Source organism: Phyllobacterium sp. 22552, from assembly GCF_052044585.1.
GTDB classification, from domain to species: Bacteria; Pseudomonadota; Alphaproteobacteria; order Rhizobiales; family Rhizobiaceae; genus Phyllobacterium; species Phyllobacterium ifriqiyense.
Genome location: NZ_JBQENG010000002.1, coordinates 47,200 through 73,228, shown reverse-complemented (window position 1 = coordinate 73,228; position 26,029 = coordinate 47,200). Strand labels below are relative to the sequence as shown.

Genomic DNA, 26,029 nt, shown 5'->3' with positions numbered 1-26,029 from the left:
GACGATGCAGAAGATCCGTAAAGGCGACCGCGTTGTCGTTCTGGCTGGTAAGGACAAGGGCCGTACCGGCGAAGTAATCAAAGTTTTGCCGAAGGATGAGCAAGCGCTCGTTCGCGGCGTTAATCTTGTAAAGCGTCACCAGAAGCAGACACAGAGCCAGGAAGCCGGCATTATTTCGAAAGAAGCGCCGCTCCATCTGTCGAACATTGCTATTGCCGACAAGGACGGCAAGCCAACTCGCGTTGGTTTCAAGGTCCTAGAGGACGGCAAGAAGGTACGTGTAGCAAAGCGTTCAGGAGATCTGATCGATGGCTGATGCAAACATTACACCTCGTCTGAAGACACAGTACTTCGACGTGGTTCGTAAAGCTCTTCTCGAAGAGTTCAAATACGAAAACGAGATGCAGATCCCACGCATCACCAAGGTTGTTCTCAACATGGGTGTAGGCGAAGCAACAGCTGACTCGAAGAAGCCAACTGTCGCAGCTGAAGATCTGGCATTGATTGCTGGCCAGAAGCCGGTTATTACCCGTGCGCGCAATTCGATCGCTACCTTCAAGGTGCGTGAGAATATGCCGATCGGTACGAAGGTAACTCTTCGTAAAGAGCGCATGTACGAATTCATTGACCGCCTGATCACGATCGCGCTTCCACGCGTTCGAGATTTCCGCGGCCTGAATCCAAAGAGCTTTGACGGCCGTGGCAACTTTGCCATGGGTATCAAGGAACACATTGTGTTCCCGGAAATCAACTACGATAAGGTTGATCAGATCTGGGGCATGGACATCATCGTTTGCACGACTGCAAAAACGGATGATGAAGCCCGCGCTCTTCTGCGCGCCTTCAACTTCCCTTTCCGCCAGTAACGGCAAGCGTAGCGAGGTATTTGAAATGGCAAAGACGAGCGCAGTCGAAAAGAACAAGCGCCGCGGTCTTCTGGTTAAGCGTTTCGCTGCAAAGCGGGCGCGCCTGAAGGCTGTCGTGATGAATCAGTCGCTTCCTCTGGATGAGCGCTTCCGCGCCACCATCCAGCTGGCAGAACTGCCACGCAATTCCACCAAGGTTCGTATTCGCAATCGTTGCGAAGTATCGGGTCGTCCGCGCGGTTATTACCGCAAGATCAAAATGTCGCGTATCGCATTGCGCCAGCTGGGTTCGCTCGGCCAGGTGCCTGGCATCGTGAAATCGAGCTGGTAAGGAGAGAACGCGATGTCTATGACAGATCCTCTCGGCGATATGCTGACACGTATCCGTAACGCAATCATGCGCAAGAAGGGCAAGGTTTCAACACCAGCCTCCAAGCTTCGCGCTCGCGTTCTGGATGTTCTTCAGTCCGAAGGCTATATCCGTGGATACAGCCAGGTAGACTTCGACAACGGCAAGTCCGAAATCGAAATCGAACTGAAGTATTTTGAGAATGTACCGGTAATTCGTGAGATTACCCGTATTTCGAAGCCCGGTCGCCGCGTTTACGTGTCGGTCAAGTCGATCCCGCAGGTTGCGAACGGTCTTGGTATTTCGATCCTGTCGACGCCGAAGGGCGTTATGGCAGACCACGAGGCACGTGAACAGAATGTCGGCGGCGAACTGCTCTGCCGTATATTCTAAGCACCGGCTTGAAAAGGTTTGAAAAATGTCTCGTATCGGTAAAAAACCAGTGGCAGTCCCGCAAGGCGTAACAGCCAGCGTAGACGGCCAGACCATCAAGGCCAAAGGCCCGAAGGGCGAATTGTCCTTCGTTGCCAATGACGACGTAGTGGTCAAGTTCGAAGACGGTGCTGTCAGCGTTAACCCGCGTGACAACTCCAAAGTCGCTCGTTCAAAGTGGGGCATGAGCCGCACTATGGTCGTCAACATCTTCACGGGTGTTAAGGACGGTTTTGAAAAGCGTCTTGAAATCAGCGGCGTCGGCTATCGTGCAGCCATGCAGGGCAAAAACCTGCAGCTGTCACTTGGCTTCAGCCACGAAGTTGTCTATCAGGTGCCGGAAGGCATCACAGTTGCAGTGCCGAAGCCGACGGAAATCGTCGTAACCGGCATCGACAAGCAGCAGGTAGGCCAGGTCGCAGCTGAAATTCGCGAATATCGTAGCCCAGAGCCTTACAAGGGCAAGGGCGTGAAATATGCGGGCGAGAAGATCGTTCGCAAAGAAGGTAAGAAGAAGTAAGGAACTCGTGTCATGGCATCGCCGAAAGAAATCATTCAGCGTCGCGCTTCGCGTGTTCGCCGCCAGCTCAAGGCGGTTGCCGGTGACCGTCCGCGGCTCAGCGTCCACCGTTCTTCAAAGAATATCTATGCGCAGATCATTGATGATGCGCATGGTCACACTATTGCATCCGCATCCACTCTCGAAGCTGACCTCAAGGGCAAGCTGAAGACTGGTGCAGATTCGGATGCAGCGGCACTGGTTGGCAAGCTCGTTGCAGAGCGCGCCGTCAAGGCTGGCATCAAGGAAGTTGTCTTCGATCGTGGCGCGTATATTTACCACGGCCGTGTAAAGGCGCTTGCTGAAGCTGCCCGCGAAGCAGGTCTTAGTTTCTAAGATCGGACTTCAGGGTCAAGACTTTCGAAGTCCGGGACTGCAAGGGCTCGTCTCTTGTAAGCCGGACTTCGCGTACTAAAACTGTTACCGCGATCTATGTGGATCAATTCATATCCACGGCGCTGTAATGTCATTCGTGCTACCGGAAAAGAAAAAGGAATTAGGAGCATGGCACAGGAAAAGAGAGGCCGCGACGATCGTGGTGGCCGTAACGAAGAGCGCGATAGCGAATTCGTTGACAAGCTCGTACACATTAACCGCGTCGCCAAAGTTGTTAAGGGCGGACGTCGTTTCGGTTTTGCTGCTCTCGTCGTTGTCGGCGATCAGAAGGGCCGCGTTGGTTTTGGTCATGGCAAGGCGCGCGAAGTGCCGGAAGCTATCCGTAAGGCAACTGAAGCTGCCAAACGCGAAATGATCTTCGTTCCGCTGCGTTCGGGCCGTACATTGCATCACGATGTGCATGGCCGTCACGGCGCCGGCAAGGTTCTGCTTCGTGCAGCTACAGCTGGTACGGGTATCATCGCCGGTGGTCCAATGCGCGCAGTCTTCGAGACTCTCGGCGTACAGGACGTTGTTGCCAAGTCACTCGGTTCGTCGAACCCATACAACATGGTTCGCGCGACATTCGATGCTCTCAAGCATCAGATGCACCCGAAGGACATCGCTGCACAGCGCGGTATCAAGTATTCGACACTGCAGGCTCGCCGCCGCGATGTGGTCGGTTCGGAAGAATAGGCCATAAAGTGGCGCAGCAGGGCAGGGCCTACGGCTTTGCTCACTGTAGAGACTAAAGGACAAAGTCATGGTTGAGAAGAAGAAGGGTAAGACGGTTACGGTCGAACAGATCGGCAGCCCTATCCGCCGTCCGGCAGAACAGCGTGCAACGCTTGTTGGCCTGGGCCTCAATAAAATGCATCGTCGTCGCACACTTGAAGATACGCCTTCAATTCGCGGCATGATTGCCAAGGTTCAACATCTCGTCCGCGTCGTGGACGAGGCTTGATACCGGAGATTAGACAAATGAAACTCAATGATCTGAGTGAAAATCCAGGCGCAACCAAGGCTCGCAAGCGCGTCGGCCGCGGTATTGGTTCTGGTTCCGGCAAGACAGCCGGTCGTGGTGTCAAGGGTCAGAAGTCCCGTTCGGGCGTTGCCATCAACGGTTTCGAAGGCGGACAGATGCCAGTTTACCGTCGCTTGCCAAAGCGCGGTTTCACCAACATCTTCTCGAAGAACTTCAACACCGTTTCAGTCGGCCGCGTGCAGACTGCAATCGATGCCAAGAAGCTCGACCCGAAGGCTGCTGTCACGATTGAAACGCTCAAGGCTGCCGGCGTTATCCGCCGCGCCAAGGATGGCGTTCGTCTTCTGTCTGACGGCGAAATCACGACTGCGGTAACTTTCGAAGTTTCCGGTGCCTCAAAGGCTGCGATCGAAAAGATCGAAAAGGCCGGCGGTACAGTCAAGCTGCCAGCTGCACCTGCAGCAGCAGAATAATACGGACAGGCAAGCGGCGATCTTTACGATCGCCGCTTGTACCTTTTCTCCCCACATCATATTTGGGGGTAAGACCGTCGATTCTCGATACCGGGTTTAGAACGGGCTCTAACGCAATTTCAGGAAAAGTGGCTGCCGGTTTTCCGTTTGAAATGGCGAAAGAACAAAAGTCGAAGCGGGATACCGCTCTGACGGCACAGACCGGAGACTATAATGGCTTCAGCCGCTGAACAGCTCGCGTCAAATCTCAATTTCTCAGCTTTTTCAAAAGCCAGTGAGCTCAAGAAGCGTATCTGGTTTACACTTGGCGCATTGCTGGTTTACCGGCTTGGCACCTATATCCCGTTGCCGGGCATCAATCTCGGCGCATTCGCTCAGGCTTTCAACAATCAGGCGCAGGGTATCCTCGGCATGTTCAACATGTTCGCGGGCGGTGCGGTTGAACGCATGGCGATCTTTGCGCTTGGTATCATGCCTTATATCTCGGCATCGATCATCGTCCAGCTCATGACGTCCGTCATTCCTGCTCTCGAGCAGTTGAAGAAGGATGGCGAGCAGGGCCGCAAGGTTATCAATCAATATACACGCTACGGCACCGTGCTGCTTGCGACTGTACAGGCCTATGCGATTGCTGTCGGTTTGCAGGGCAGTCAGGGCATTGTCACCGATCCGGGGCCCTTCTTCCTGTTCTCGACGGTGATCACTCTTGTCGGCGGCACAATGTTCCTGATGTGGCTTGGCGAGCAGATTACTGCGCGCGGCATCGGTAACGGTATTTCGCTGATCATCTTCTCGGGCATCGTCGCCAACCTGCCGCAAGCCATTTCCGGTACGCTGGAACTTGGCCGTACCGGCGCTTTGTCCACGGGCGTCATTCTGGCGATTATCGTGCTGACGATTGCTGTTATCGGTATTATCGTCTTTGTTGAACGCGCACAGCGCCGCCTTCTGATCCAGTATCCGAAGCGTCAGGTCGGTAACCGCATGTTCCAGGGCGATACTTCGCATCTGCCTTTGAAGCTGAACACTGCTGGCGTTATCCCGCCGATCTTCGCTTCCTCGTTGCTGCTTTTGCCTGCAACCGTTGCCGGATTTGCCCAGAATGAACAAATGCCTGCCTGGGCGACGAGCATCCTGTCTTCGCTCGGCCATGGCCAGCCTGCCTATATGTTCCTCTACGCTGCGATGATCGTTTTCTTCGCCTTCTTCTACACGGCGCTTGTCTTCAATCCGAAGGACACTGCCGATCAGTTGAAGAAGCATTCAGGTTTCATTCCTGGCATTCGTCCCGGTGAGCGTACAGCAGAATATATCGATTTTGTGCTCACCCGTATCACAGTCCTCGGCGCAGCCTATCTGGTTCTGATCTGCATGCTGCCGGAGTTCCTTATCTCGTGGGCTGGTGTTCCTTTCTATCTCGGCGGCACGTCGCTGCTGATCGTCGTAAGCGTTACGCTCGATACGGTTGCACAGATCCAGGGGCACCTGATCGCGCATCAATATGAGGGGCTTATCAAGAAGTCGAAGCTCCGTGGAGGGAAACGCAACAGATGAGATTAATACTTCTCGGACCACCGGGGGCAGGTAAGGGAACTCAATCTCAGCGCTTGGTCGAAAAGTTAGGCATACCGCAACTCTCCACGGGGGACATGTTGCGCGAAGCAGTCACTAAGGGAACAGATGTAGGCCTGAAGGCCAAAGCCGTCATGGATGCCGGCAATCTGGTTTCTGACGAGATCGTCAATGCGATCGTCTCCGAACGCATTGATCAGCCGGATGCAGTCAAGGGATTTATTCTCGACGGCTATCCGCGCACTCTGGTTCAGGCCGATGCAGTAGAGCGCATGCTCGCTGATAAGGATCTGGAGTTGGATTGCGTGATCGAGCTTGAAGTGGACGACAACGTTCTCGTCGAGCGCATATCGGGCCGATATACCTGCGCAAAATGCGGAACCGGGTATCACGATACCAATAAAAAGCCGAAAGTTGCGGGTGTCTGCGACAAATGCGGCTCGACGGAATTCAAACGCCGTCCGGACGACAATGCTGAAACGGTGCGCACGCGCCTTGAGGCATACTACAAGCAGACTTCGCCGTTGATTGGCTACTACTATGCCAAGGGCAAGTTGAAGAAGGTTGATGGCATGGCCGACTTTGAAGAGGTCACGGCATCGATCGAGAAAATTCTGTCGGAACTCTAGGACTGACTTAATTTTCTTGGAGGAGTTGACTTTTGACAGCGATTCCTTCAAGTACGGCGCAAATTCGCTTGGCTATAAAGCGGTCGGCGCCGATCCGGTAATAAAGGTTCGGGGCTGATCGTTTATGTTTGTCCTCGAATATTAATTTTCATCCCGTCATCTGGCCGCCGTATCGGTAATCCAGCTCTGCCGGTTAACAAGGAGAACAGACGTGGCTCGTATCGCTGGCGTCAACATCCCGACGAACAAGCGCGTTGTTATCGCGCTTCAGTACATTCACGGGATTGGTCAAAAATTTGCACAGGAAATCGTCGAGAAAGTCGGCATTCCTGCAGAGCGTCGCGTCAATCAGTTGACCGATGCCGAAGTGTTGCAGATCCGTGAAACGATCGATCGTGATTACCACGTTGAGGGTGATCTGCGTCGTGAAGTTTCCATGAACATCAAGCGTCTGATGGATTTGGGCTGCTATCGCGGTCTGCGTCATCGCCGCTCGCTTCCGGTCCGCGGTCAGCGCACGCATACAAATGCGCGCACCCGTAAGGGTCCTGCCAAGGCAATTGCCGGCAAGAAGAAGTAATATTGTCCGGCGCGGTTCGCTGCGCCGGTTCTGCCTTTTGGGGCGGACGTGCTGGTTTCACACGTTAACTGAACCACGGTGGAGCCTCTGGAAATACGGAGGCGTCGAGATCAACTGAAAGGACTACTATGGCCAAGGAAGCCACACGCGTTCGCCGCCGCGAGCGGAAGAACATTTCGTCGGGCGTTGCCCACGTGAATTCGACATTCAACAATACAATGATCACCATCACTGATGCGCAGGGCAATGCGATTGCCTGGTCGTCGGCTGGTGCGCAGGGCTTCAAAGGCTCGCGCAAGTCCACACCATTTGCTGCTCAGATGGCTGCTGAAGATTGTGCAAAGAAGGCACAGGAACACGGCATGCGTTCTTTGGAAGTTGAAGTTTGCGGACCTGGCTCCGGCCGTGAATCCGCTTTGCGCGCATTGCAGGCCGCGGGTTTCACAATCACATCGATCCGTGACGTGACACCGATCCCGCACAATGGCTGCCGTCCGCGCAAGCGTCGTCGCGTCTAGTCTTTTGCTCTAGGATTTGGCCGGTGGGTTGATTTCAACTCATCGGCTTCAAGCCCCTGACGGGGTTTCCACGCTTCAAGGCCACGATTGGATGGTGGCACTGGCAAGGATAAGGAAAACATAGATGATCCAGAAAAACTGGCAAGAATTGATCAAGCCGAACAAGGTCGAGTTTCAGACTTCCGGCTCGAAGACCAAGGCTACTGTCGTCGCTGAACCGCTAGAGCGCGGTTATGGCTTGACGCTGGGCAATGCCTTGCGCCGCGTTCTTCTGTCTTCGCTGCGCGGTGCTGCCGTGACTGCGGTACAGATCGACGGCGTTCTGCATGAATTCTCGTCGATCCCTGGCGTTCGCGAAGATGTTACAGACATCGTCCTCAACATCAAGGAAATCGCTATCCACATGGAAAGCGATGGTCCAAAGCGCATGGTCGTCCGTAAGGAAGGCCCAGGCGTTGTAACAGCTGGCGATATCCAGACTGTTGGCGATATTGAAATTCTCAACCCGGAACACGTTATCTGCACGCTCGATGAAGGCGCTGAAATCCGCATGGAATTCACTGTCAACACCGGCAAGGGTTATGTTCCAGCTGACCGCAACCGCGCTGAAGATGCTCCGATTGGTCTTATTCCAGTCGATAGCCTTTACTCACCGGTCCGCAAGGTTTCCTATAAAATCGAGAACACCCGTGAAGGTCAGGTTCTCGATTACGACAAGCTGATCCTCCAGATCGAGACTGATGGTTCGATCTCCGGTGAAGATGCTGTTGCTTACGCAGCACGTATTCTTCAGGACCAGCTGGCGATCTTCGTCAACTTTGACGAGCCGCAAAAAGAAGTTCAGCAGGAACAGGTTACTGAACTCGCGTTCAATCCTGCTCTGCTCAAGAAGGTCGATGAACTCGAACTTTCGGTTCGCTCGGCAAACTGCCTGAAGAATGATAATATCGTCTACATTGGCGATCTCATTCAGAAGACAGAAGCAGAAATGCTGCGCACACCGAACTTCGGTCGCAAGTCGTTGAACGAAATCAAGGAAGTTCTGGCTTCCATGGGCCTCCATCTTGGTATGGAAGTTCCAGCCTGGCCGCCAGAGAACATCGAAGATCTCGCCAAGCGTTACGAAGACCAGTACTAATCCGGGCTCTGCCCGACAAATAAGCCCGGGCAATGAGCCCGAACTGAATAATTAGCCCGGGCAATGAGCCCGAAAAGAAAACTGAAGGAGAAGGCTCATGCGCCACGGTAATTCAGGCCGCAAGCTTAACCGGACTGCCAGCCATCGTAAGGCGATGTTTGCCAATATGGCTGCATCTTTGATCGAGCATGAGCAGATCGTGACAACGCTGCCCAAGGCCAAGGAAATTCGTCCAATCGTAGAAAAGCTTGTCACACTCGGCAAGCGCGGTGATCTGCACGCTCGTCGTCAGGCCATCTCGGCTATCCGCGATGCCAAGCTGGTTGCCAAGCTGTTCGATACACTTGCACCACGTTATGGTCAGCGTAATGGCGGCTACATCCGCATCATGAAGGCAGGCTTCCGCACCGGTGATAATGCACCGCTCGCAGTTGTCGAATTCGTTGATCGTGATGTCAGCGCAAAGGGTTCCAAGGATTTGGCCCGCGTTGAAGAAGAGCGCGCTAACGAAGCCGAAGCAGCGTAATCAACGCTTCTACGGTAGAAAGTTTAAAGGGAGCTTCGGCTCCCTTTTTCTGTTTGTGGCTTTGGGGACTATCCAACCAGCGCAGAGGGTGCGCAACATTGTGGCTCTCGTTGGTAAGCGAGGCGTATCGACTGCCTACCGATAGCTTAGTGATTGTGGATAGCGCCCATTCAGAATAAGTGGACGCGTGGTATGATGTTGAATGACCACTGATTTTGATCAGGAAAGTAAGTAATTGCCACAAATAGTCATCTCGTTGGAGCCGACTATGTTGGTGCTAACTGAAGACCATTCGGCAGTGAAATCCAGATGACAGTCTGCGCCTCTTGAGAATGGCGTGACAGATGGCCTTTACCGTGAGTGTCCTCTACCAGTACAAAGCTGCCCGCCTGAACGTGGCGCACTTCTCCGTCACTCGTTTCGTATTCTACCGAGCCATCTAGTCTAACCGTGAGCACCGGCTCCAGCACCTTGTGCCAAGCAACCTCGCGCATGCCTGCGGGAATTTGGGTTATGCGAACGCGAGACGCTGGATAGCTGCTTGTAACGTCGAACGGAACGGCGCCGGGATGTACCTCTATCTTTGTTGTTGGCAATTCAATTTCATCAAAATGGGACTCGCCATCCGGGGTAGCATAGATGCGAAGACACTTCATGCGGCAGACTCCAAGTCGTTAGCTCCGTTGAGGCAAGGAACGCATATCACAAAGAAGTCGGCCAACACTACTGGTCTGGTGCGAGAGTTTGATTACGCCTCGCTTACCTTGTTTGCGTGACCTTGAAGGCACCCACCCGAACTTAGCGCTGTGTCAAAGCAAGCTTTATACTCAACCCGATAAAAGCAGCGGCGAATGAGCGGCGCATCCACATGAGAACGATGGGCCGGGAAATTACCTTGTCTCGAACAGAAGCTGCAAAGAGCCCATAAATGGCGAAGACAACGAATGTCATTGCCATGAACACACCGCTGAGACCGAGCATGGTCAGCACGGGCCGCCTTTCATCTGCGGTTACGAATTGCGGCAGGAAAGCGAGAAAGAAGATCGATAGTTTCGGATTAAGAATATTAATGAGGATTGCGGTCAAAGTTACACGACTAAATGAGCTTTCGGTGTTTCCCTGATCCACCCGTAGTGAGCCGTTATCGCGCAAAGCATTCCACGCCATGAACAAAAGATAGATAACGCCGAGATATTTGAGCGTCTGAAACGCAATGGCGCTCGTATGCATGATAGCAGCCAGCCCGCCTATCGCCGCTGCCATATGGGGAATTATGCCGATTGTGCAACCAAACGCCGCGGCGATGCTCGCTCTTGCGCCCCGCGTCAATCCGGTCGCCAGCGTATAAACCACGCCGGTACCGGGCGATATGACAATGATCAGTGATGTGATGATAAATTCCAGACTCATAGTCTAAGCTCCTTACTCTTATGGAGAAGGATTAAATCAAGGAATGCTGGCAGCGTCTTGGACAGGATTGCAGCGCTTATCGCCAGATGGCCGGAGGCTTAACTATAGCGATGCCGCATAGGAACCGGGCGACAATCCAAACTTTTGCGCGAAAATGCGGTTCATGTGGCTTTGGTCGGCAAAGCCGCTTGCTGCCGCAGTTTCTGCAAGCGCCATGCCTTGCAAGATCAGGCGGCGGGCAATATCGGCGCGTCGCTGCATAAGATAGGCGTGGGGGGTAAAGCCAGTTGCCGCTGCAAAGCCTCGCAGAACCTGAAAACGGCTGAGGCCGCTTATTTTTGCCAGATCCGACAAAGTATATGATGCGGTTGGTGCATCATCTATGTGCTGCCTCACCATATGAATGGCAGGGGGGATCGGTGCTGATTTAGCTGGTTTTTTGTGCGTGATGGAAAGCAGGTCAATCAGTTTTTCTTCAGGAAGAAGCGGCTCATGCGCATTGCGCGTCAAGGCGCTGAAAAGCTCCTGAAATTGTTTGGCGGCGAGGACGTTATCCATGGCCGGTTCAGTGAATTCTGTTGTGGTCGCACCACCTTCGTTAATATCATCAATGATATTTTCAATGAGAGCGGGGTCAAAATAGATCATCCGCCAAGAGCGGCCTGAATCGCCGATTGGTACGCCATCATGTATTTCGCCGGGATTGACGGTGATGACATAACCCGGTCCGGCTTCCACAGTACCGCGCCCGCTAAGGGATTTTTGTGCCCCTTGATGAATGACGCCAATGCCGAACTGGTCATGTGTATGGCGGGCAAAAGAATGGCGCGTAGCCGCCTCGACAATTTGTATGCCAGGATTGCCGCTCGGATAAATCCGGAAATGGCCTCTTATATTGCCCAATCGTCCATCGCCTGTTTCGTGCATATTATCTGAATGCCTATTAAAGATGAAGTCGCATCAAATAAGCTGATGGTGAAACGATATGTCTCAAATTTGCTTTGTTTAATAGCTGGTATCCTCGCTCGAAATCACCACATTGGTCGAAGCAGTTTGACTGATTCATTAGCTATCGGAGATTAATATGGGTTCTGTTTCGCGAAGCTCGACAATAGGCGCTTCGGCCCGGGCGATTTTGCTTGGTGCGGCTGTCTTTTCCGCTACCGCTCTTCCGGTTTATGCGCAAACTGCAGATACTACAAAGCAAGTGCCGGAAAGCCGTACCGAGGCGCAACTATCCTTTGCGCCGCTGGTCAAACAGACAGCGGGCGCTGTGGTCAATGTCTATGCGGCCCATTCGGTTCAACAACGCTCGCCTTTTGCGGGGGATCCATTTTTTGAACAGTTCTTCGGTGGGAGACAGTTTAGCGGTCCGCCTCGCGTTCAGTCATCGCTTGGCTCCGGCGTGATTGTGGACGGTTCGGGCATTATCGTAACCAATAATCATGTCATCCGCGACGCTGACACCGTAAAAATCGCGCTGTCAGATGGCCGCGAGTTTGAATCGAAAGTCCTTCTCAAGGATGAGTCGACAGATCTGGCCATATTGAAAATTGATGCCGGCGAACCGCTGCCATCTTTGAAACTTGCAGATTCCGACAAGGTTGAGGTGGGTGATCTGGTTCTGGCTATCGGTAACCCGTTCGGTGTCGGTCAGACTGTGACGAGCGGTATCGTCTCGGCACAGGCGCGCACGCGCGTCGGTATTTCCGACTTTGATTTTTTTATTCAGACCGATGCGGCCATCAATCCCGGTAATTCGGGCGGCGCCTTGATTGGCATGGATGGAGAACTTGTCGGCGTGAATACCGCAATTTTCTCCAAGTCCGGTGGCTCCGTTGGAATCGGATTTGCCATACCGGCCAATATGGTGCGCGCAGTTGTTGATACAGCCAAGGGCGGCGCAGACACATTCGAGCGCCCCTATATCGGTGCTGCTTTCCAAAACGTGACCGCTGATGTGGCCGAAAGTCTTGGAATGAGACAGCCTTACGGCGCGCTCGTAACCGATATCACCAAAGGTGGCCCGGCTGATAAAGGCGGACTGCAGGTTGGCGACGTGGTGTTGAATGTTGATGGCGTTCGCGTTGAAAATCCGGATGGGCTTGGATATCGCATGACGACGGCGGGCATCGGCAAGACAGTCAAGTTCGACATATTGAGCCGTTCCAAGGAAAAGTCCGTCTCAGTGACTTTGCAAAAGCCCGATCCTGACTCTGCGGACAATAAACTGATGATTCAAGGCAAGAACCCGCTTTCGGGTGCACTTGTTCTCAAGCTAAGCCCTGCAAGCCTCGCGCGTTTGCGCTTGCCGGAGGGGACGGACGGTGTTGCTGTTGACAAGGTCTATCCAAACTCTCCAGCTGCGCGTATCGGTTTGCAACCCGGCGATATTATCCGGGGCATAAATGGCACCTCAATTGACAGTATTGCCGATCTTAGCAAGGCAATGTCGACCAATCCCGTGCTTTGGCGCTTCGAATTTGAGCGCGGGGGTGCCATAATTCGTCAGATCATTCGGTAGAGCGTTTTGCTTTTTAAAAAACGACGCTCTAGACTTTTTACGCAATTTCGGACGCAAAACCGCTTCACACTTTTGCTGGAATTGCTTTAGACGCGACAAGGCAGCAAGAGCATGGCGGATTTATTTTCAGTAAGCGGCGATCCTGCTTCGGACAGAAGCAGGCCGCTTGCTGACCGCCTGCGACCGCGTAACCTGAGCGAGGTCACCGGCCAGACACATCTGACGGGACCGGAAGGCGCGCTGACGCGGATGATCGATTCCGGTTCGCTCGGATCGATGATCTTCTGGGGACCGCCCGGAACAGGCAAGACCACCGTTGCCCGGCTGCTCGCCAATGAGACAAATCTCGCATTTGAGCAGATATCTGCGATATTTTCCGGTGTGGCCGACCTGAAAAAGGTCTTTGAGATGGCACGGTCACGGAAAATGTCCGGCCGCCAGACATTGCTCTTTGTTGACGAAATTCATCGCTTCAACCGCGCCCAGCAGGACTCATTTCTGCCGGTCATGGAGGATGGAACGATCGTGCTGGTGGGCGCCACGACGGAAAATCCCTCCTTTGAACTCAATGCGGCTTTGCTATCGCGGGCGCGGGTTCTGGTGTTTAAACCCCATGATGAAACCAGTCTTGTGGCATTGCTCGAGCGGGCGGAAAGCCATGAGGGCAAAGCGCTTCCGTTGAATGACGAGGCGCGGGCAAGTCTGGTACGCATGGCGGATGGTGATGGCCGCGCAATTTTGACGCTGGCTGAAGAGGTTTGGCGCGCGGCGCGTGAAGACGAGGTTTTTGATGCGGAACGGGTGCAGCAGATCGTGCAACGGCGCGCTCCTGTCTATGATAAGGGGCAGGATGGCCATTACAATCTGATCTCCGCCTTGCATAAATCCGTGCGCGGCTCTGATCCCGACGCGGCATTATACTATTTGTGCCGCATGTTCGATGCTGGTGAAGACCCGTTATTTCTGGGACGTAGGCTCGTTCGCATGGCAAGCGAAGACATCGGTCTTGCCGATCCGCAGGCTCTGGTCATCTGCAATGCGGCAAAAGACGCCTATGACTATCTGGGATCACCGGAAGGCGAGCTGGCACTGGCGCAAGCCTGCGTCTATCTCGCTACGGCGCCGAAATCCAATGCGGTTTATACAGCCTATAAGGCAGCAATGGGAGCGGCCAAGGCCAATGGCTCACTGCTTCCGCCCAAACATATTCTCAATGCGCCGACCAAGCTGATGAAGGGTGAGGGTTATGGCAAGGGTTATGCCTATGATCATGACCAGCCTGACGCCTTTTCCGGACAGAACTATTTTCCAGAAGCTCTAGGCAGGCAAAGTTTCTACGATCCGCCGGAGCGCGGGTTCGAACGGGAAATCCGCAAGCGCATGGAATATTGGCAAAAGCTGCGCCAGGAACGCGGCGAGGAGTAGCGTTGGCTGCACAATCGCTATGCGTGGTTCGACGGAGCTCACCATGAGGAAGATCGGTGTGCTGCAATAATGGTCTCCAGCGTGGAATATTCAACTTTCTGCAATCAACGAGTTTCCTCATGGTGAGTCCCGTCGAACCACGCACATGATCTATGCATGCTTTTATCCCAAACCTCTTTACCTCAAAGCAATCTGCATTTAGAAGTCCGCGACCGGATAAGAAATCCGGGAGTTTTAGAAAACCACCCGCAATCGTTGGCGGGACTGGATAGGAGAAGTCTTATGTCGCAAGCAGTTGCCAAAACTGTATCCATGCAATTCCCCGATGGTTCAAAGCGTGATTATGACGCCGCCATGACCGGTGCGGAACTTGCAGAATCCATTTCAAAATCGCTCGCCAAGAAAGCTGTGGCCTATGCTGTCGATGGCACGGTCCGCGATTTGTCTGATCCGCTTGGTGCGTCAGGCGCTATCGAAATATTGACCCGCGATGATCCGCGCGCGCTTGAACTCATCCGTCATGATTGCGCGCACGTTCTGGCGGAAGCGGTACAGGAGCTTTTCCCCGGCACGCAGGTTACAATCGGGCCTGTTATTGAAAACGGCTTCTATTATGATTTTGCCAAGAATGAGCCGTTCACGCCGGAAGATCTTCCGCTGATCGAGAAGAAGATGCGGGAGATCATCGCCCGCAACAAGCCTTTCACCAAGGAAATCTGGTCGCGTGAAAAGGCCCGTCAGGTCTTTGCCGAAAAGGGCGAAGTCTACAAGGTTGAGCTCGTTGATGCGATTGCCGAAGGGCAGGACCTGAAAATCTATGCTCAGGGCGACTGGTATGATCTATGCCGTGGACCGCATATGGCCTCAACAGGGCAGATCGGCAACTCCTTCAAGTTGATGAAGGTTGCAGGTGCCTATTGGCGCGGTGACAGCAATAATCCGATGCTGAGCCGCATTTATGGTACGGCCTTTGCCAATGATAATGATCTCAATGCCTATCTTCATATGCTGGAAGAGGCGGAGAAGCGCGACCATCGCAAGCTCGGCCGTGAAATGGACCTGTTTCATTTCCAGGAAGAGGGCCCGGGCGTCGTGTTCTGGCATGCCAAGGGCTGGCGCATGTTCCAGTCTCTGGTCAGCTATATGCGTCGGCGGCTTGATGGCGTCTATCAGGAGGTCAACGCACCGCAAGTGCTCGACAAGTCGCTTTGGGAGACTTCCGGTCACTGGGGTTGGTATCGTGACAATATGTTCAAGGTGACGGTCGCAGGCGACGAGACCGACGATGAACGCGTCTTTGCGCTTAAGCCGATGAACTGTCCGGGTCATGTGCAGATATTCAAGCATGGCCTGAAATCATACCGCGATCTGCCGGTGCGCCTTGCAGAATTCGGCAATGTGCATCGCTATGAGCCATCAGGCGCGTTGCATGGCTTGATGCGCGTGCGTGGGTTCACACAGGACGATGCGCATGTATTTTGTACCGATGAGCAGATGGCCGCAGAATGCCTGCGCATCAATGATCTCATTCTTTCAGTCTACAAGGATTTCGGCTTCGAAGGGATCACGATCAAGCTCTCGACACGTCCTGAAAAGCGAGTCGGCTCGGATGAATTATGGGACCGTGCCGAGGCGGTCATGACCGGCGTACTTGAGCAGATCCAGCAACAGTCAAACGACATCAAAACTGGAATTCTGCCGGGCGAGGGTGCGTTTTACGGCCCCAAATTCGAGTATACCCTGAAGGACGCTATTGGCCGTGAGTGGCAATGCGGCACGACTCAGGTCGACTTCAACCTGCCGGAGCGTTTCGGTGCATTTTATATCGACTCAACATCGGAGAAGAAGCAGCCGGTTATGATCCATCGCGCCATTTGCGGTTCCATGGAGCGCTTTCTCGGCATTTTGATCGAGAACTTTGCGGGTCACATGCCGCTATGGTTCGCGCCGGTGCAAGTTGTGGTTGCGACGATCACGACGGAAGCCGATGATTATGGCCGTCAGGTCGCCAAGGAGCTGAAAGCCGCAGGTCTTCAGGTCATAACCGACTTCCGCAATGAGAAGATCAACTACAAGGTGCGTGAGCATTCCTTGCAGAAAGTTCCGGTGATTCTCGTTTGCGGCATGCGTGAAGCAGAAGAGCGGACAGTGAATATGCGCCGTCTTGGTTCGCAAAACCAGACTTCTCTCTCATTGGACGAGGCAATACAGCAATTGAAGCACGAGGCTACGCCGCCTGATCTTCTGCGTCTGGCTGCCGAATGACAATGCCGTTGACAGCGCGGTGATTTCATCGCGCTGTCACAAATATCCGGGATAATCCCCGAATTAACCTCCGGGGTTTTCACGCGGTGCAGTTTTCCGAACTTTCCTATGCCAACGATACTCAGACGCGCCTTACGCAATGGCTGATCCGCTCGATTGAGGCGATCTCGGGCAGAAATCATTATGTCGGGCTGTATAATGTATGGCGAACTGAGATAGTCCCCGCTGGTATCGATGTTTTTTGCCGCATGATGGAACTGATCAACATCAGGCTTGAGGGCCCCGATCAGTGGCCGCCGCAAAATCTGCCTGACACGCCGCTGGTGCTTATTGCTAATCATCCATTCGGTATTGGAGACGGCATCGCAGCTTTGGCGCTGGCCGAACAATTAGGCAGACCTTTCCGCGTGCTGATCAATAATGATCTGCTGAAAGTACCGGAAATCCGCCCTTATGCCTTGCCGGTATGTTTCGACGAGACCAAGGAAGCCATGGCGATGAACATGGCAACGCGGCACGAAGCAGTGCGCTTGCTCAAGGAAGGCGTGACAATCATTGTCTTTCCAGCAGGCGGTGTTGCGACAGCGCGCAAGGGTTTTGGTCGTGCGGAAGATCTGCCTTGGAAAATATTCCCTGCCAAGCTCATCAGGCAAGCACAGGCTTCTGTCATTCCAGTCTACTTCAGCGGGCAGAATGGCTGGCTATTTCACCTCGCCAGCAAAGTATCGATGACGCTGCGCATATCATTGTTGATTCGAGAATTCCGGCGTCTTTCCGGTAAATCCATCAATGTGCGGATCGGCAATATCATCAGTTGGGATGAATTGAAGGTGCTGGAAGATCGCCAGACGCTTTTGCAATATCTCTATAATGCTGTTTTTTCGCTGCAGCCGGGTTCATCGAGCAAATAAGAGCTCAATACTCATGTCGCTGGCGTTTAGTGAATTTGCGCATGTGGTGCGTGGTTCGACAAGCTCACCATGAGGAAGGTGGTGTTTTGCATGACAGCCGCCACGGTGCAGGTTTTGCCTCTGTAACCTCCACCCTTCCTCATGGTGAGCTTGTCGAACCACGCAAAGCAGCCATGCAGCCTGTTTTGAGCAGATGTTAGGGGTCAGTCCAGCGGCTCTTCGCCTTTCGCCGGCTGGTTGGCGCTTGCCGCCGTGCTTGCGCCATTGGAGGCGATGACCTCCACATCCTGATTGCGACCGGCAACAACCTTGAAGTCACGCTGGTAAATCTTGTCCTTGTTCTTGGCGATGATGACATAATCACCTTCCGCAAGCACCATGGATGCGAAAGCCCCCACGCTTTCCCGGACAATATCACCTGACGTGGTGAGAACAGACCAAGCCGTATCGGCAAGCGCTTCGCCGCCAGCTTCGCGCACCAGTTTCATCGTCATCAGTGCCGCGCGGTGTTCAACATTCGCTTCCGTGATTTTACCTGCCTCAACGCGGATGTCAGACCGAATGACGGCGTTCGCCGTGCCGTAGTTTGACACGATTTGATAGGTTCCAGTGTTCAGACGGACAACGCTGTCCGGCTTGATATCGGGAATGATCAAAGCGCGTTCGCCATTGGCGTCTTCATGATCCTCATAAATCGAAAATCGCAGACGATCGGGAGGAATGCGACCACCGCCAGCAAGCACAGCATTAAGCTTGATCCCGCCAGCATCGAGAATCATTGTTTCAGTGCGCTTGGCGCGTGTCATGGAAATGCGCTTGGTTGCGCCAGCACGGCCAAAGGCGACGTGGATCAGGTAGCTGCCGGGAGCAAGATTGAACGAAGTGGTACCGCCTTTGGCAGTGGCGAGAAGCGCCAGCTTGCCGTCGGGGCCGGGATCGGGTGAGAATACCCGCCATACCAGCCCCCGGCCAATCGCTTCACTCTCGTCTGAAAGTTTTGCAGTAAGAACAAGCTCGGGCTCATTGACCAGCGGATTGTTCTGCGGAGCCTTTGGATTGGCATATTCATTCAGATTGGGAATTTTAGGTATATCGCCCTTGCCGGCGGGCGGCGCAATGGTGGGTAGCTCAAGCGGGGCGACTTCCGGTGAATCCGGTGTCAGCGACTGTGCAAATGCGACTGGTCCCGACGCCAGACACGCACATGCCGCGATAGCAAACAAGGGTTTGCGGAAAATGCTGCCCGTGGCAATTGTCTGGAATACGCCCATGCAAGCTTTTGATCCGAAGCCGATGGCAATTTCAAGGCTTTTCTCGCTCTCATGTCTTTACTTGACCGACAAAACGAAGCCATTGTCCGCGCAATAGTGCAACAGGGTCGCTACGATTATTCCATGAACACTTCCTCATCCAATCCAATCCTCGATTTTTTGTCGACACGAAGCTCCACCCCGATCTCGGCCATCGGCCTTCCAGGGCCACCTGACGAAGAGATTCGCAAGATCATTACGATTGCTTCGCGTGTGCCGGATCATGGTCGTCTGACGCCCTGGCGCTTTATTCTGTATCGGGGTGATGCACGTGTCGAAGTCGGGAAATATCTCGCCGAACTTTGTGAAGAACGTGAAGGGCCACTGACTGAACAACGCCGCGAGCAGGAACTGAAGCGCTTTGCTCGCGCTCCGCTGGTCATTGGCGTGGTGTTCTCTCCAGTTGAACATCATATTCCGGAGTGGGAGCAGTTTCTTTCCTCGGGTGCGGCGGCGATGAAGCTTTGCCTGGCCGCCAATGCATTGGGCTATGTCACCAATTGGATCAGCAATTGGTACTCGTCGGACGAAAAGGGCCGGGCGCTGCTAGGGCTGGCCCCACATGAGCGGGTCACGGGGTTTGTTCATATTGGAACTTGCGCGCAGAAAGTGCCGGAGCGGCCTCGCCCGGAAGTGGATGCGGTACTTTCCGAATATTCGGGGCCGTGGAAAGGCTAGCGTAAGATCAAAATGATCGCGCTCTGGCAATGAGCCGCTCCGCCCGCTTCAGATGCGGGCGGTCGAACATTTTACCATCAATACCAATTACACCGGCAGCGGGCTCAGCCGCGAAGGCTGCAACGATACGCTCTGCCTGATCGACCGCTTCAGCCGAAGGCGTGAAAATCTGATTGATGATTGCGACCTGGGCCGGATGAATTGCCAGTTTGGCTGTGAAACCATCGCGCGCGGCTTCGGTGCATTCGCGGGCAAGACCTTCTTCATTGCGATAGTCGATGTAGACCGTATCAATGGCCGCAACATCAGCGGCGGATGCGCCAAGGACCGTCAAGGCGCGAGCCATGCGAAACACGTCCGTGTAATGACCCGCCTCGTTGCGCACCGCGGTTGCGCCGATAACTGCCGAAAGGTCTTCCGCACCCCAACTGAGGCCGATTAATCGTTTGGATGCATCTGGATAGGTGGCTGCAGACAAGGTACCAATTGCAGTCTCGGTAATGATTGCAATGATCTGCGTGACGCCTTCAGAAAGCCCTGCCTGCGCTTCGTGCACATTCAGTTTCACCGAAAGCCGCGTCACATCCTTACCGCTATTGGATTTGGGCAGAAGAATGCCAACGGGCAGCGACGGCATAATGGCGGCAAGATCATCATCGGCGAAACCGCTGGAGAGATCATTGATGCGAACGAAAAGGCGAGGCGAGGCCGTACCGCGGTTCGATTTCAGAAAATCAGCGGTGATCTGCCGCGCGGCGGCCTTGCGCTCTGCGCTTACCGAATCTTCAAGATCGATCAAAAGCATGTCGGCTTCGCTGGCGAGTCCTTTTTCAAGTTTCTTTTCCGAATCGCCGGGAACAAACAGGAGCGAGCGCATCACGCCGCACTCTTTGATTTCATCATGGCTTGCCGCGTGCATTTTGCAACGAGAACACCATGCTGGTTGAAGGCACGGTGTTCGAACTCGACAATGCCGCGATCAGGCTTGGATTTGGACGGGCGTGTTGAAATAACCTCAGTCTCAACATGTACTGTATCGCCATGAAATAGCGGGGAAGGAAAAGTGACATCGGTCATGCCGAGATTGGCAATTGTCGTGCCAATCGTCGTGTCATTGACAGAAATACCGATCATTAAACCCAACGTAAACAATGAGTTGACGAGAGGCTTTCCCCATTCTGTCTTGCTGGCAAAATCAAAGTCAATATGCAGCGGCTGGGTGTTCAATGTCATGACCGAAAATAGCATATTGTCACTTTCAGTGATCGTTTTGCGAAGCGAATGATTGAAAACGTGTCCGACCTCGAACTCTTCCAGATACAACCCACCCATGATGCTTTCGAACCTCCGCAATGATTTGCGGGACATTATGACGGTGCTCTGCGGATCGCAACAGGGGCAAAACCCTTGTCGTCATGGTTAATGGATATGGTGAACTGATCGTAAACCTTTTTCCGCTAGGCTTTTGCTGGAAAAAATGGGGGCGATAAGGGATGTCGGTACAGCAATATCTCAGAATGATCGAGAATGCGTCAGTGGCGCAACGTTGTCATGCAACGGCGGCTTTGGCGCATATCTATCTGCATTCCGAACTCGACCATGATGAGCGTTGCGCGACAGAGGCTGTACTAACGCTCCTGCTGGACGATTCTTCGCCAAAAGTGCGGCTCACGCTGGCTGAGGCGTTTTCTACAAGTGTCCGCGCTCCTGCCCATATCGTTGCTAGTCTCGCACGCGACCAGATTGAAATCTCGACCTATATGCTCGGTCGCTCGGTTTTGCTCAGCGATAGTGACCTGATTGACTGTGTTGTGAGTGGTTGCGGAGAGGCGCAACGCGTCATTGCCGGTCGGGCACGCGTTTCGCCAACTGTTTGTGCCGCCATTATCGAAGTTGGCGAGACCGATGCCATACTGGAGCTGCTAGCCAATACACAGGCGAAAATAATGCCGGTGAGTTATCGTCGACTGCTTGAACGGTCAGGACATATTGCCGAAGTGCGTGCATTGCTCGTCGATCATGAAAGCCTGCCAGCCGATTGCCGCCACTCGCTTGCAGTCAAGACCGCAGAGGCGCTGTGCCAGATGAATATTGTGCAGGCACTCATGGGAGGTCGCAGAGCGGAACGAATGACACATGATGCCTGTGTCAAAGCATCCATCGGCCTCGTTGCCGCAACGCCTATCGAAGAATATCCGGCTCTCGTTGAACACCTACAACTGCGCGGTGACATAACAACAGCTTTTGTCATTCGGGTGGTTGCGAAAGGACAGATCGATTTCTTCGGCGCGATCCTTGTTGCGCTGTCCGGTTACAAGCATAGTCGCGTGCGCGGCCTGCTCATTGATGGCCGTCCGAACGTGCTGGGGGCGCTGTTTAGCGCTGCAGGTTTGGCCGAAAGCACACACGCTTCCCTGTGCACCGCAGTTCAGGCATGGCGCGATATTATCAACGGCAAGCGCAAGCTGGGTTTGCATGATGTCGCACGCGCAATGATTGAGCAGATCGCGAGGGTAGAAGCCTATGCAGGGGCTGTTCCCGCCGCCGCAAATGATGATTTGCTTTCCTTGCTCAACGGTATTCACCGCGATGCTATTCGCGAAAATGCGCGCCGAAGCATGTTGTCGATAGCGGCGGCATAGGCTTCTGACCGCTTGATCGAACATTTCATTACAAAATAGTGCCACTCTTTGAATGAAATAATCGATGCGCCGCACCAGAACCGGCGCATCATTGCTTTTTTATTGGCATTGAAAGCCAGGATTTCCAATATTATACTTGGTAAACCTAATTAAATCAGGCGTTTATGTCTGATTTCTGATTCAAAACTCTAGATACAGCAATTCGATTGTGCCAAACGGCCCGTTGCCGCCCCATTGGTCTTTTATGCTATTATGGACAAAGGCATAATCGATTGGGAGGTCTGCATAATGTCGGACAATGGTAGTGTTGAGTTTGGCCCGCTAAGTCTACACGTCCCTGAACCGGCTGTGCGTCCGGGCGGTACACCGGATTTTTCCAACGTCACCTTTCCCGATGCAGGCTCGGTGAGACGCCCCGATGTCGATACAAACCCTGAAGACATGCGTGACCTCGCATTTTCGATTATTCGTGTGCTTAACCCTGAAGGCGAGGCTGTCGGGCCATGGGCAAATCTGCTGACCGACGATCAGCTGGTTGAAGGTCTGCGCCATATGATGACGCTGCGCACGTTCGATGCGCGTATGCAGATCGCCCAGCGGCAGGGCAAGACTTCATTTTATATGCAGCATCTTGGCGAGGAGGCAGTCAGTTGCGCTTTCCGTAAGGCGCTGGTGCAGGGCGATATGAATTTTCCGACCTATCGTCAGGCTGGTCTGTTGATCGCCGGCGGGTATCCCATGGTCGAAATGATGTGCCAGATCTACTCCAACGAGCGCGATCCGTTGAAGGGCAGGCAGCTGCCAATCATGTACTCTTCCAAAGAACACGGTTTTTTCTCGATCTCTGGCAATCTGGCCACCCAGTATATTCAAGGTGTTGGCTGGGCCATGGCATCCGCCATCAAGAAAGACAGCAAGATAGCTGCCGCATGGATCGGCGATGGCTCCACGGCTGAGTCTGACTTCCATGCCGCGCTGGTTTTCGCTTCAACCTATAAGGCGCCGGTAGTTCTCAATATCGTCAATAATCAATGGGCGATTTCGACATTTCAAGGCATTGCGCGCGGTGGCTCAGGTACCTTTGCAGCGCGTGGCCTTGGTTTCGGTATTCCGGCGCTGCGCGTCGATGGCAATGATTACCTCGCGGTTTTTGCAGTGGCGCAGTGGGCAACCGAGCGCGCACGCCGCAATCTGGGGCCGACGCTAGTGGAATATGTTACCTATCGCGCCGGCGCGCATTCGACCTCGGATGATCCATCTGCTTATCGGCCCAAGATGGAGTCGGAGGCCTGGCCTCTGGGCGATCCTATTGTTCGGTTGAAGAACCACCTGATTGCACGCGGCGCATGGTCGGAAGAGCGTCATACCCAGACCGAAGCCGAGATACTCGACACAGTCATCGCTGCGCAGAAAGAAGCCGAAAGCTTCGGAACATTGCATGCCGGAGGCAAGCCATCAGCGCGCGATATGTTCGAGGGTGTTTATGAACAAATGCCTCCGCATCTTCGCCGTCAACGTCAGCAGGCGGGGGTTTAAGCCAAATGCCACGTAAAACAATGATCGAATCCATCCGCGATGCGATGGATACAATGATGGAACGCGACGAAAACGTGGTTGTGTTCGGCGAGGATGTTGGCTTTTTCGGTGGCGTCTTTCGCTGCACGCAAGGGCTGCAGGCAAAATATGGAAAGACGCGGTGTTTCGATGCGCCCATCAATGAGGCGGGCATCGTCGGAGCTGCAATTGGCATGGCGTCCTATGGACTTAAGCCTTGTGTCGAAATCCAGTTCGCAGATTATGTCTACCCCGCCTATGACCAGATTGTCTCGGAGGCTGCACGCTTACGCTATCGTTCAAATGGCGATTTTACCTGCCCGATGGTCGTGCGCATGCCGGTGGGCGGCGGCATTTTCGGTGGGCAAACACATAGCCAGAGCCCGGAAGCGCTTTTTACCCATGTTTCGGGCCTGAAGGTGGTTGTGCCGTCCAACCCGTATGATGCCAAGGGGCTGCTTATTGCGGCAATAGAAGATCCGGATCCGGTGATCTTCCTTGAGCCCAAGCGCATTTATAATGGTCCGTTTGATGGACATCACGACCGGCCAGTCACGCCGTGGTCCAAGCACGATCTCGGCGAAGTGCCTGATGGTCATTATACGGTGCCGCTGGGCAAAGCCATCAAGCGCCGTGAAGGCTCACAGCTAACGATCCTGACCTATGGCACCATGGTTTACGTGGCAGAGGCCGCTGCAGCTGAACATAATATTGATGCGGAAATTATCGACCTGCGCACATTACTCCCGCTCGATCTCGAAACGATTATTGAATCCGTTTCAAAAACCGGGCGCTGTGTCGTGGTTCACGAGGCGACCTTGACATCGGGCTTTGGCGCGGAACTGGCGGCACTCGTGCAAGAACATTGTTTCTATAAGCTTGAAGCGCCGGTGGCTCGCGTTGCCGGTTGGGACACGCCTTATCCCCATGCCCAGGAGTGGGATTACTTCCCCGGGCCATCGAGGGTCGGGCGTGCGCTGGTTGAAACGCTGGAGGGGCTCTAAGATGGGCGAATATGTCATCAAGCTGCCGGATGTCGGCGAAGGCGTTGCAGAAGCAGAGCTTGTCGAGTGGAATGTAAAGGTCGGTGATCTGGTACGCGAGGATATGGTTCTTGCCGCCGTGATGACCGATAAGGCAACGGTGGAAATCCCGTCGCCGGTCGATGGCGAGATCATCTGGCTTGGCGGTGAGATCGGTGAGGTCATTCCGATCGGCTCGCCGATTATTCGCCTGAAGATCGACGGCGAGGGTCATGCACCGGCAGCCGCGGAGCCCTCCAAGCCTGCCAAGGCTGAAGCGCCTGCACCGGATGAAAAACCTGCCGAGGCCGCAAAGTCCGAGAGCAAGCCTGCAGCAGCTGCTGCAAAGCCACAGGAAGCTGTAAAGCCCGCTGCCAAACCTGTTTTCAATACGAGCGCGCCCCGTAGCGAAGGTGAAAAGCCTTTGGCTTCTCCAGCTGTACGCCAGCGTGCGCGTGATTCCGGCGTTGATTTGCGTCAAGTGAGCGGTACAGGACCGGCAGGCCGGATCACTCACGAAGATCTTGATGCCTTCTTCGCGCGGGGCTCGCAGAAACCCGGTAGTGCAGCGCTCAGCCCGGACAATTCCGTCAAGGAGATCAAGGTTGTCGGGCTTCGCCGCAAGATTGCCGAGAAAATGGCAATCGCGAAATCCCGGATTCCGCATATTACCTATGTCGAAGAAATCGACGTGACATCCTTGGAAGAGCTGCGGGCAGCCCTGAATAGCAAAAAGCGCCCGGATCAGGCCAAGCTGACGATCTTGCCGTTCTTGATGCGGGCCATAGTCAAGGCCATTGCCGATCAGCCGCAGCTCAATGCTCTGTATGATGACGAGGCGAATATTATTCATCAGCATGGGGGCGTGCATATCGGGATTGCCGCGCAGACGCCTGGCGGCCTCGTCGTGCCGGTGGTCAAACATGCCGAGGCGAGAACGCTTTGGGACTGTGCTGCCGAGGTTAATCTGCTGGCAGATGCTGCAAAAACGGGTACAGCGACACGTGAACAGCTGAGTGGCTCGACGATAACGATCACTTCACTCGGTAGCATGGGCGGCGTGGTGACCACGCCTGTGATCAATCACCCGGAAGTAGCAATCATCGGCGTCAACAAGATCATGATCCGGCCCATGTGGGACGGCACTGCCTTCATACCGCGCAAGATGATGAATCTGTCGTCAAGCTTCGACCACCGGGTCATCGACGGCTGGGATGCCGCCGTATTCATCCAGCGCATCAAGGCGCTTCTCGAAACGCCAGCCATGATATTTGTTGAGGACTGAG

The 26,029-nt window shown here is 54.0% G+C and carries 30 protein-coding genes; 24 read left to right on the top strand and 6 right to left on the bottom strand.

The annotated features are described in order from the left end of the window. Window positions 1-4 precede the first annotated feature (4 nt). From rplX to rplQ, 15 genes are all read left to right on the top strand, one after another. Complete coding sequence (rplX, locus tag ACTJI9_RS04425) at window positions 5-316, top strand: 50S ribosomal protein L24 (protein ID WP_008124927.1); 312 nt, start codon at window positions 5-7, stop codon at window positions 314-316. Next, the gene (gene rplE, locus ACTJI9_RS04420; protein WP_115055386.1) at window positions 309-866 is read left to right on the top strand and encodes a 50S ribosomal protein L5; all 558 of its coding nucleotides are present in this window, start codon (window positions 309-311) and stop codon (window positions 864-866) included. Before rplX ends, rplE begins: the two co-directional genes overlap by 8 nt. Window positions 867-891: 25 nt before the next feature. Further along, window positions 892-1,197: a 30S ribosomal protein S14 gene (gene rpsN, locus ACTJI9_RS04415; protein WP_008124931.1), complete on the top strand. Its 306-nt coding sequence runs from the start codon at window positions 892-894 to the stop codon at window positions 1,195-1,197. A 12-nt stretch (window positions 1,198-1,209) separates the two neighbouring features. Further along, a complete protein-coding gene (gene rpsH, locus ACTJI9_RS04410; RefSeq protein ID WP_008124933.1) occupies window positions 1,210-1,608 on the top strand; it encodes a 30S ribosomal protein S8 in 399 nt (132 codons plus the stop codon). A 25-nt stretch (window positions 1,609-1,633) separates the two neighbouring features. Next, on the top strand, window positions 1,634-2,167 hold the full coding sequence (rplF, locus tag ACTJI9_RS04405; protein ID WP_115055384.1) for a 50S ribosomal protein L6: 534 nt from the start codon (window positions 1,634-1,636) through the stop codon (window positions 2,165-2,167). Window positions 2,168-2,179: 12 nt separating this feature from the next. Beyond that, window positions 2,180-2,542, top strand: coding sequence for a 50S ribosomal protein L18 (gene rplR / locus ACTJI9_RS04400; protein WP_008124937.1), 363 nt, complete (start codon window positions 2,180-2,182; stop codon window positions 2,540-2,542). A gap of 168 nt (window positions 2,543-2,710) precedes the next feature. Then, on the top strand, window positions 2,711-3,277 hold the full coding sequence (rpsE, locus tag ACTJI9_RS04395) for a 30S ribosomal protein S5 (RefSeq protein WP_008124939.1): 567 nt from the start codon (window positions 2,711-2,713) through the stop codon (window positions 3,275-3,277). 67 nt (window positions 3,278-3,344) lie between these two features. Further along, a complete protein-coding gene (rpmD, locus tag ACTJI9_RS04390; protein ID WP_008124941.1) occupies window positions 3,345-3,545 on the top strand; it encodes a 50S ribosomal protein L30 in 201 nt (66 codons plus the stop codon). Window positions 3,546-3,562: 17 nt separating this feature from the next. After that, a complete protein-coding gene (gene rplO, locus ACTJI9_RS04385) occupies window positions 3,563-4,039 on the top strand; it encodes a 50S ribosomal protein L15 (protein ID WP_115055382.1) in 477 nt (158 codons plus the stop codon). Window positions 4,040-4,252: 213 nt separating this feature from the next. Beyond that, window positions 4,253-5,593 carry a preprotein translocase subunit SecY gene (gene secY / locus ACTJI9_RS04380; RefSeq protein ID WP_115055380.1) on the top strand — a complete coding sequence of 447 codons (1,341 nt, stop codon included), beginning with the start codon at window positions 4,253-4,255 and terminating at the stop codon, window positions 5,591-5,593. Next, complete coding sequence (locus tag ACTJI9_RS04375; protein ID WP_307284552.1) at window positions 5,590-6,240, top strand: adenylate kinase; 651 nt, start codon at window positions 5,590-5,592, stop codon at window positions 6,238-6,240. Before secY ends, ACTJI9_RS04375 begins: the two co-directional genes overlap by 4 nt. Window positions 6,241-6,451: 211 nt before the next feature. Next, window positions 6,452-6,820 carry a 30S ribosomal protein S13 gene (gene rpsM / locus ACTJI9_RS04370; RefSeq protein ID WP_008124949.1) on the top strand — a complete coding sequence of 123 codons (369 nt, stop codon included), beginning with the start codon at window positions 6,452-6,454 and terminating at the stop codon, window positions 6,818-6,820. Window positions 6,821-6,948: 128 nt separating this feature from the next. Beyond that, window positions 6,949-7,338 (top strand): 30S ribosomal protein S11, encoded by a 390-nt coding sequence (rpsK, locus tag ACTJI9_RS04365; RefSeq protein WP_008124952.1) that lies wholly within the window; start codon window positions 6,949-6,951, stop codon window positions 7,336-7,338. 124 nt (window positions 7,339-7,462) lie between these two features. Further along, the gene (locus ACTJI9_RS04360) at window positions 7,463-8,476 is read left to right on the top strand and encodes a DNA-directed RNA polymerase subunit alpha (protein WP_008124954.1); all 1,014 of its coding nucleotides are present in this window, start codon (window positions 7,463-7,465) and stop codon (window positions 8,474-8,476) included. 97 nt (window positions 8,477-8,573) lie between these two features. After that, window positions 8,574-9,002 carry a 50S ribosomal protein L17 gene (gene rplQ, locus ACTJI9_RS04355; protein ID WP_115055376.1) on the top strand — a complete coding sequence of 143 codons (429 nt, stop codon included), beginning with the start codon at window positions 8,574-8,576 and terminating at the stop codon, window positions 9,000-9,002. 266 nt (window positions 9,003-9,268) lie between these two features. Here rplQ and ACTJI9_RS04350 read toward each other — a convergent pair whose 3' ends face one another. The 3 genes from ACTJI9_RS04350 to ACTJI9_RS04340 all read right to left on the bottom strand — a co-directional run bounded on the left by ACTJI9_RS04350 (window position 9,269) and on the right by ACTJI9_RS04340 (window position 11,339). Then, window positions 9,269-9,658 carry a hypothetical protein gene (locus tag ACTJI9_RS04350; RefSeq protein ID WP_440806316.1) on the bottom strand — a complete coding sequence of 130 codons (390 nt, stop codon included), beginning with the start codon at window positions 9,656-9,658 and terminating at the stop codon, window positions 9,269-9,271. Window positions 9,659-9,800: 142 nt separating this feature from the next. Continuing rightward, complete coding sequence (locus ACTJI9_RS04345; protein WP_440806314.1) at window positions 9,801-10,412, bottom strand: LysE family translocator; 612 nt, start codon at window positions 10,410-10,412, stop codon at window positions 9,801-9,803. A 102-nt stretch (window positions 10,413-10,514) separates the two neighbouring features. Beyond that, window positions 10,515-11,339, bottom strand: a complete 825-nt coding sequence (locus tag ACTJI9_RS04340) for an AraC family transcriptional regulator (RefSeq protein WP_440806311.1) — start codon at window positions 11,337-11,339, stop codon at window positions 10,515-10,517. Window positions 11,340-11,496: 157 nt separating this feature from the next. On the opposite strand from ACTJI9_RS04340, the gene ACTJI9_RS04335 reads away from it, so the two are divergent. The 4 genes from ACTJI9_RS04335 (at window position 11,497) to ACTJI9_RS04320 (ending at window position 17,537) form a co-directional block, all read left to right on the top strand. Continuing rightward, on the top strand, window positions 11,497-12,936 hold the full coding sequence (locus tag ACTJI9_RS04335; protein WP_440806309.1) for a DegQ family serine endoprotease: 1,440 nt from the start codon (window positions 11,497-11,499) through the stop codon (window positions 12,934-12,936). Window positions 12,937-13,047: 111 nt separating this feature from the next. Continuing rightward, entirely contained in the window at window positions 13,048-14,361 is a 1,314-nt protein-coding gene (locus tag ACTJI9_RS04330; protein WP_440806306.1) for a replication-associated recombination protein A, read from the top strand. A gap of 282 nt (window positions 14,362-14,643) precedes the next feature. Then, window positions 14,644-16,626, top strand: coding sequence for a threonine--tRNA ligase (gene thrS, locus ACTJI9_RS04325; RefSeq protein WP_307284576.1), 1,983 nt, complete (start codon window positions 14,644-14,646; stop codon window positions 16,624-16,626). A gap of 86 nt (window positions 16,627-16,712) precedes the next feature. Then, a complete protein-coding gene (locus tag ACTJI9_RS04320) occupies window positions 16,713-17,537 on the top strand; it encodes a lysophospholipid acyltransferase family protein (RefSeq protein WP_307284578.1) in 825 nt (274 codons plus the stop codon). A 203-nt stretch (window positions 17,538-17,740) separates the two neighbouring features. Here ACTJI9_RS04320 and ACTJI9_RS04315 read toward each other — a convergent pair whose 3' ends face one another. Beyond that, window positions 17,741-18,808 (bottom strand): hypothetical protein, encoded by a 1,068-nt coding sequence (locus ACTJI9_RS04315; RefSeq protein ID WP_440806303.1) that lies wholly within the window; start codon window positions 18,806-18,808, stop codon window positions 17,741-17,743. A 123-nt stretch (window positions 18,809-18,931) separates the two neighbouring features. Between ACTJI9_RS04315 and ACTJI9_RS04310 the strand changes: the two genes are divergently transcribed. After that, window positions 18,932-19,525, top strand: a complete 594-nt coding sequence (locus ACTJI9_RS04310; protein WP_440806301.1) for a nitroreductase family protein — start codon at window positions 18,932-18,934, stop codon at window positions 19,523-19,525. A 7-nt stretch (window positions 19,526-19,532) separates the two neighbouring features. On the opposite strand, the gene ACTJI9_RS04305 is transcribed toward ACTJI9_RS04310, so the two are convergent. Further along, on the bottom strand, window positions 19,533-20,402 hold the full coding sequence (locus ACTJI9_RS04305; RefSeq protein WP_115055362.1) for an HpcH/HpaI aldolase/citrate lyase family protein: 870 nt from the start codon (window positions 20,400-20,402) through the stop codon (window positions 19,533-19,535). Further along, window positions 20,402-20,893: a MaoC family dehydratase gene (locus ACTJI9_RS04300; RefSeq protein ID WP_440806299.1), complete on the bottom strand. Its 492-nt coding sequence runs from the start codon at window positions 20,891-20,893 to the stop codon at window positions 20,402-20,404. The genes ACTJI9_RS04305 and ACTJI9_RS04300 overlap by 1 nt, the downstream gene beginning before the upstream one ends. Before the next feature lie 125 nt (window positions 20,894-21,018). Here ACTJI9_RS04300 and ACTJI9_RS04295 point away from each other — a divergent pair, with 125 nt between their 5' ends. The 4 genes from ACTJI9_RS04295 to ACTJI9_RS04280 all read left to right on the top strand — a co-directional run bounded on the left by ACTJI9_RS04295 (window position 21,019) and on the right by ACTJI9_RS04280 (window position 26,028). Further along, entirely contained in the window at window positions 21,019-22,167 is a 1,149-nt protein-coding gene (locus tag ACTJI9_RS04295; RefSeq protein WP_440806296.1) for a DUF2336 domain-containing protein, read from the top strand. Between the two features lie 288 nt (window positions 22,168-22,455). Then, a complete protein-coding gene (locus ACTJI9_RS04290; RefSeq protein WP_115055358.1) occupies window positions 22,456-23,703 on the top strand; it encodes a 3-methyl-2-oxobutanoate dehydrogenase (2-methylpropanoyl-transferring) subunit alpha in 1,248 nt (415 codons plus the stop codon). Between the two features lie 5 nt (window positions 23,704-23,708). Next, complete coding sequence (locus ACTJI9_RS04285; protein WP_115055356.1) at window positions 23,709-24,725, top strand: transketolase C-terminal domain-containing protein; 1,017 nt, start codon at window positions 23,709-23,711, stop codon at window positions 24,723-24,725. 1 nt (window position 24,726) lies between these two features. Then, window positions 24,727-26,028, top strand: coding sequence for a dihydrolipoamide acetyltransferase family protein (locus ACTJI9_RS04280; RefSeq protein WP_440806293.1), 1,302 nt, complete (start codon window positions 24,727-24,729; stop codon window positions 26,026-26,028). The last annotated feature ends 1 nt before the right edge of the window (window position 26,029 follow it).

Coding starts and splice junctions, on each gene's coding strand:
- rplX (WP_008124927.1), top strand. CDS start 5: ATGCAGAAGATCCGTAAAGGCGACCGCGTTGTCGTTCTGGCTGGTAAG.
- rplE (WP_115055386.1), top strand. CDS start 309: ATGGCTGATGCAAACATTACACCTCGTCTGAAGACACAGTACTTCGAC.
- rpsN (WP_008124931.1), top strand. CDS start 892: ATGGCAAAGACGAGCGCAGTCGAAAAGAACAAGCGCCGCGGTCTTCTG.
- rpsH (WP_008124933.1), top strand. CDS start 1,210: ATGTCTATGACAGATCCTCTCGGCGATATGCTGACACGTATCCGTAAC.
- rplF (WP_115055384.1), top strand. CDS start 1,634: ATGTCTCGTATCGGTAAAAAACCAGTGGCAGTCCCGCAAGGCGTAACA.
- rplR (WP_008124937.1), top strand. CDS start 2,180: ATGGCATCGCCGAAAGAAATCATTCAGCGTCGCGCTTCGCGTGTTCGC.
- rpsE (WP_008124939.1), top strand. CDS start 2,711: ATGGCACAGGAAAAGAGAGGCCGCGACGATCGTGGTGGCCGTAACGAA.
- rpmD (WP_008124941.1), top strand. CDS start 3,345: ATGGTTGAGAAGAAGAAGGGTAAGACGGTTACGGTCGAACAGATCGGC.
- rplO (WP_115055382.1), top strand. CDS start 3,563: ATGAAACTCAATGATCTGAGTGAAAATCCAGGCGCAACCAAGGCTCGC.
- secY (WP_115055380.1), top strand. CDS start 4,253: ATGGCTTCAGCCGCTGAACAGCTCGCGTCAAATCTCAATTTCTCAGCT.
- ACTJI9_RS04375 (WP_307284552.1), top strand. CDS start 5,590: ATGAGATTAATACTTCTCGGACCACCGGGGGCAGGTAAGGGAACTCAA.
- rpsK (WP_008124952.1), top strand. CDS start 6,949: ATGGCCAAGGAAGCCACACGCGTTCGCCGCCGCGAGCGGAAGAACATT.
- ACTJI9_RS04360 (WP_008124954.1), top strand. CDS start 7,463: ATGATCCAGAAAAACTGGCAAGAATTGATCAAGCCGAACAAGGTCGAG.
- rplQ (WP_115055376.1), top strand. CDS start 8,574: ATGCGCCACGGTAATTCAGGCCGCAAGCTTAACCGGACTGCCAGCCAT.
- ACTJI9_RS04350 (WP_440806316.1), bottom strand. CDS start 9,658: ATGAAGTGTCTTCGCATCTATGCTACCCCGGATGGCGAGTCCCATTTT.
- ACTJI9_RS04345 (WP_440806314.1), bottom strand. CDS start 10,412: ATGAGTCTGGAATTTATCATCACATCACTGATCATTGTCATATCGCCC.
- ACTJI9_RS04340 (WP_440806311.1), bottom strand. CDS start 11,339: ATGCACGAAACAGGCGATGGACGATTGGGCAATATAAGAGGCCATTTC.
- ACTJI9_RS04335 (WP_440806309.1), top strand. CDS start 11,497: ATGGGTTCTGTTTCGCGAAGCTCGACAATAGGCGCTTCGGCCCGGGCG.
- ACTJI9_RS04330 (WP_440806306.1), top strand. CDS start 13,048: ATGGCGGATTTATTTTCAGTAAGCGGCGATCCTGCTTCGGACAGAAGC.
- thrS (WP_307284576.1), top strand. CDS start 14,644: ATGTCGCAAGCAGTTGCCAAAACTGTATCCATGCAATTCCCCGATGGT.
- ACTJI9_RS04315 (WP_440806303.1), bottom strand. CDS start 18,808: ATGGGCGTATTCCAGACAATTGCCACGGGCAGCATTTTCCGCAAACCC.
- ACTJI9_RS04310 (WP_440806301.1), top strand. CDS start 18,932: ATGAACACTTCCTCATCCAATCCAATCCTCGATTTTTTGTCGACACGA.
- ACTJI9_RS04305 (WP_115055362.1), bottom strand. CDS start 20,402: ATGCGCTCGCTCCTGTTTGTTCCCGGCGATTCGGAAAAGAAACTTGAA.
- ACTJI9_RS04300 (WP_440806299.1), bottom strand. CDS start 20,893: ATGTCCCGCAAATCATTGCGGAGGTTCGAAAGCATCATGGGTGGGTTG.
- ACTJI9_RS04295 (WP_440806296.1), top strand. CDS start 21,019: ATGTCGGTACAGCAATATCTCAGAATGATCGAGAATGCGTCAGTGGCG.
- ACTJI9_RS04290 (WP_115055358.1), top strand. CDS start 22,456: ATGTCGGACAATGGTAGTGTTGAGTTTGGCCCGCTAAGTCTACACGTC.
- ACTJI9_RS04285 (WP_115055356.1), top strand. CDS start 23,709: ATGCCACGTAAAACAATGATCGAATCCATCCGCGATGCGATGGATACA.
- ACTJI9_RS04280 (WP_440806293.1), top strand. CDS start 24,727: ATGGGCGAATATGTCATCAAGCTGCCGGATGTCGGCGAAGGCGTTGCA.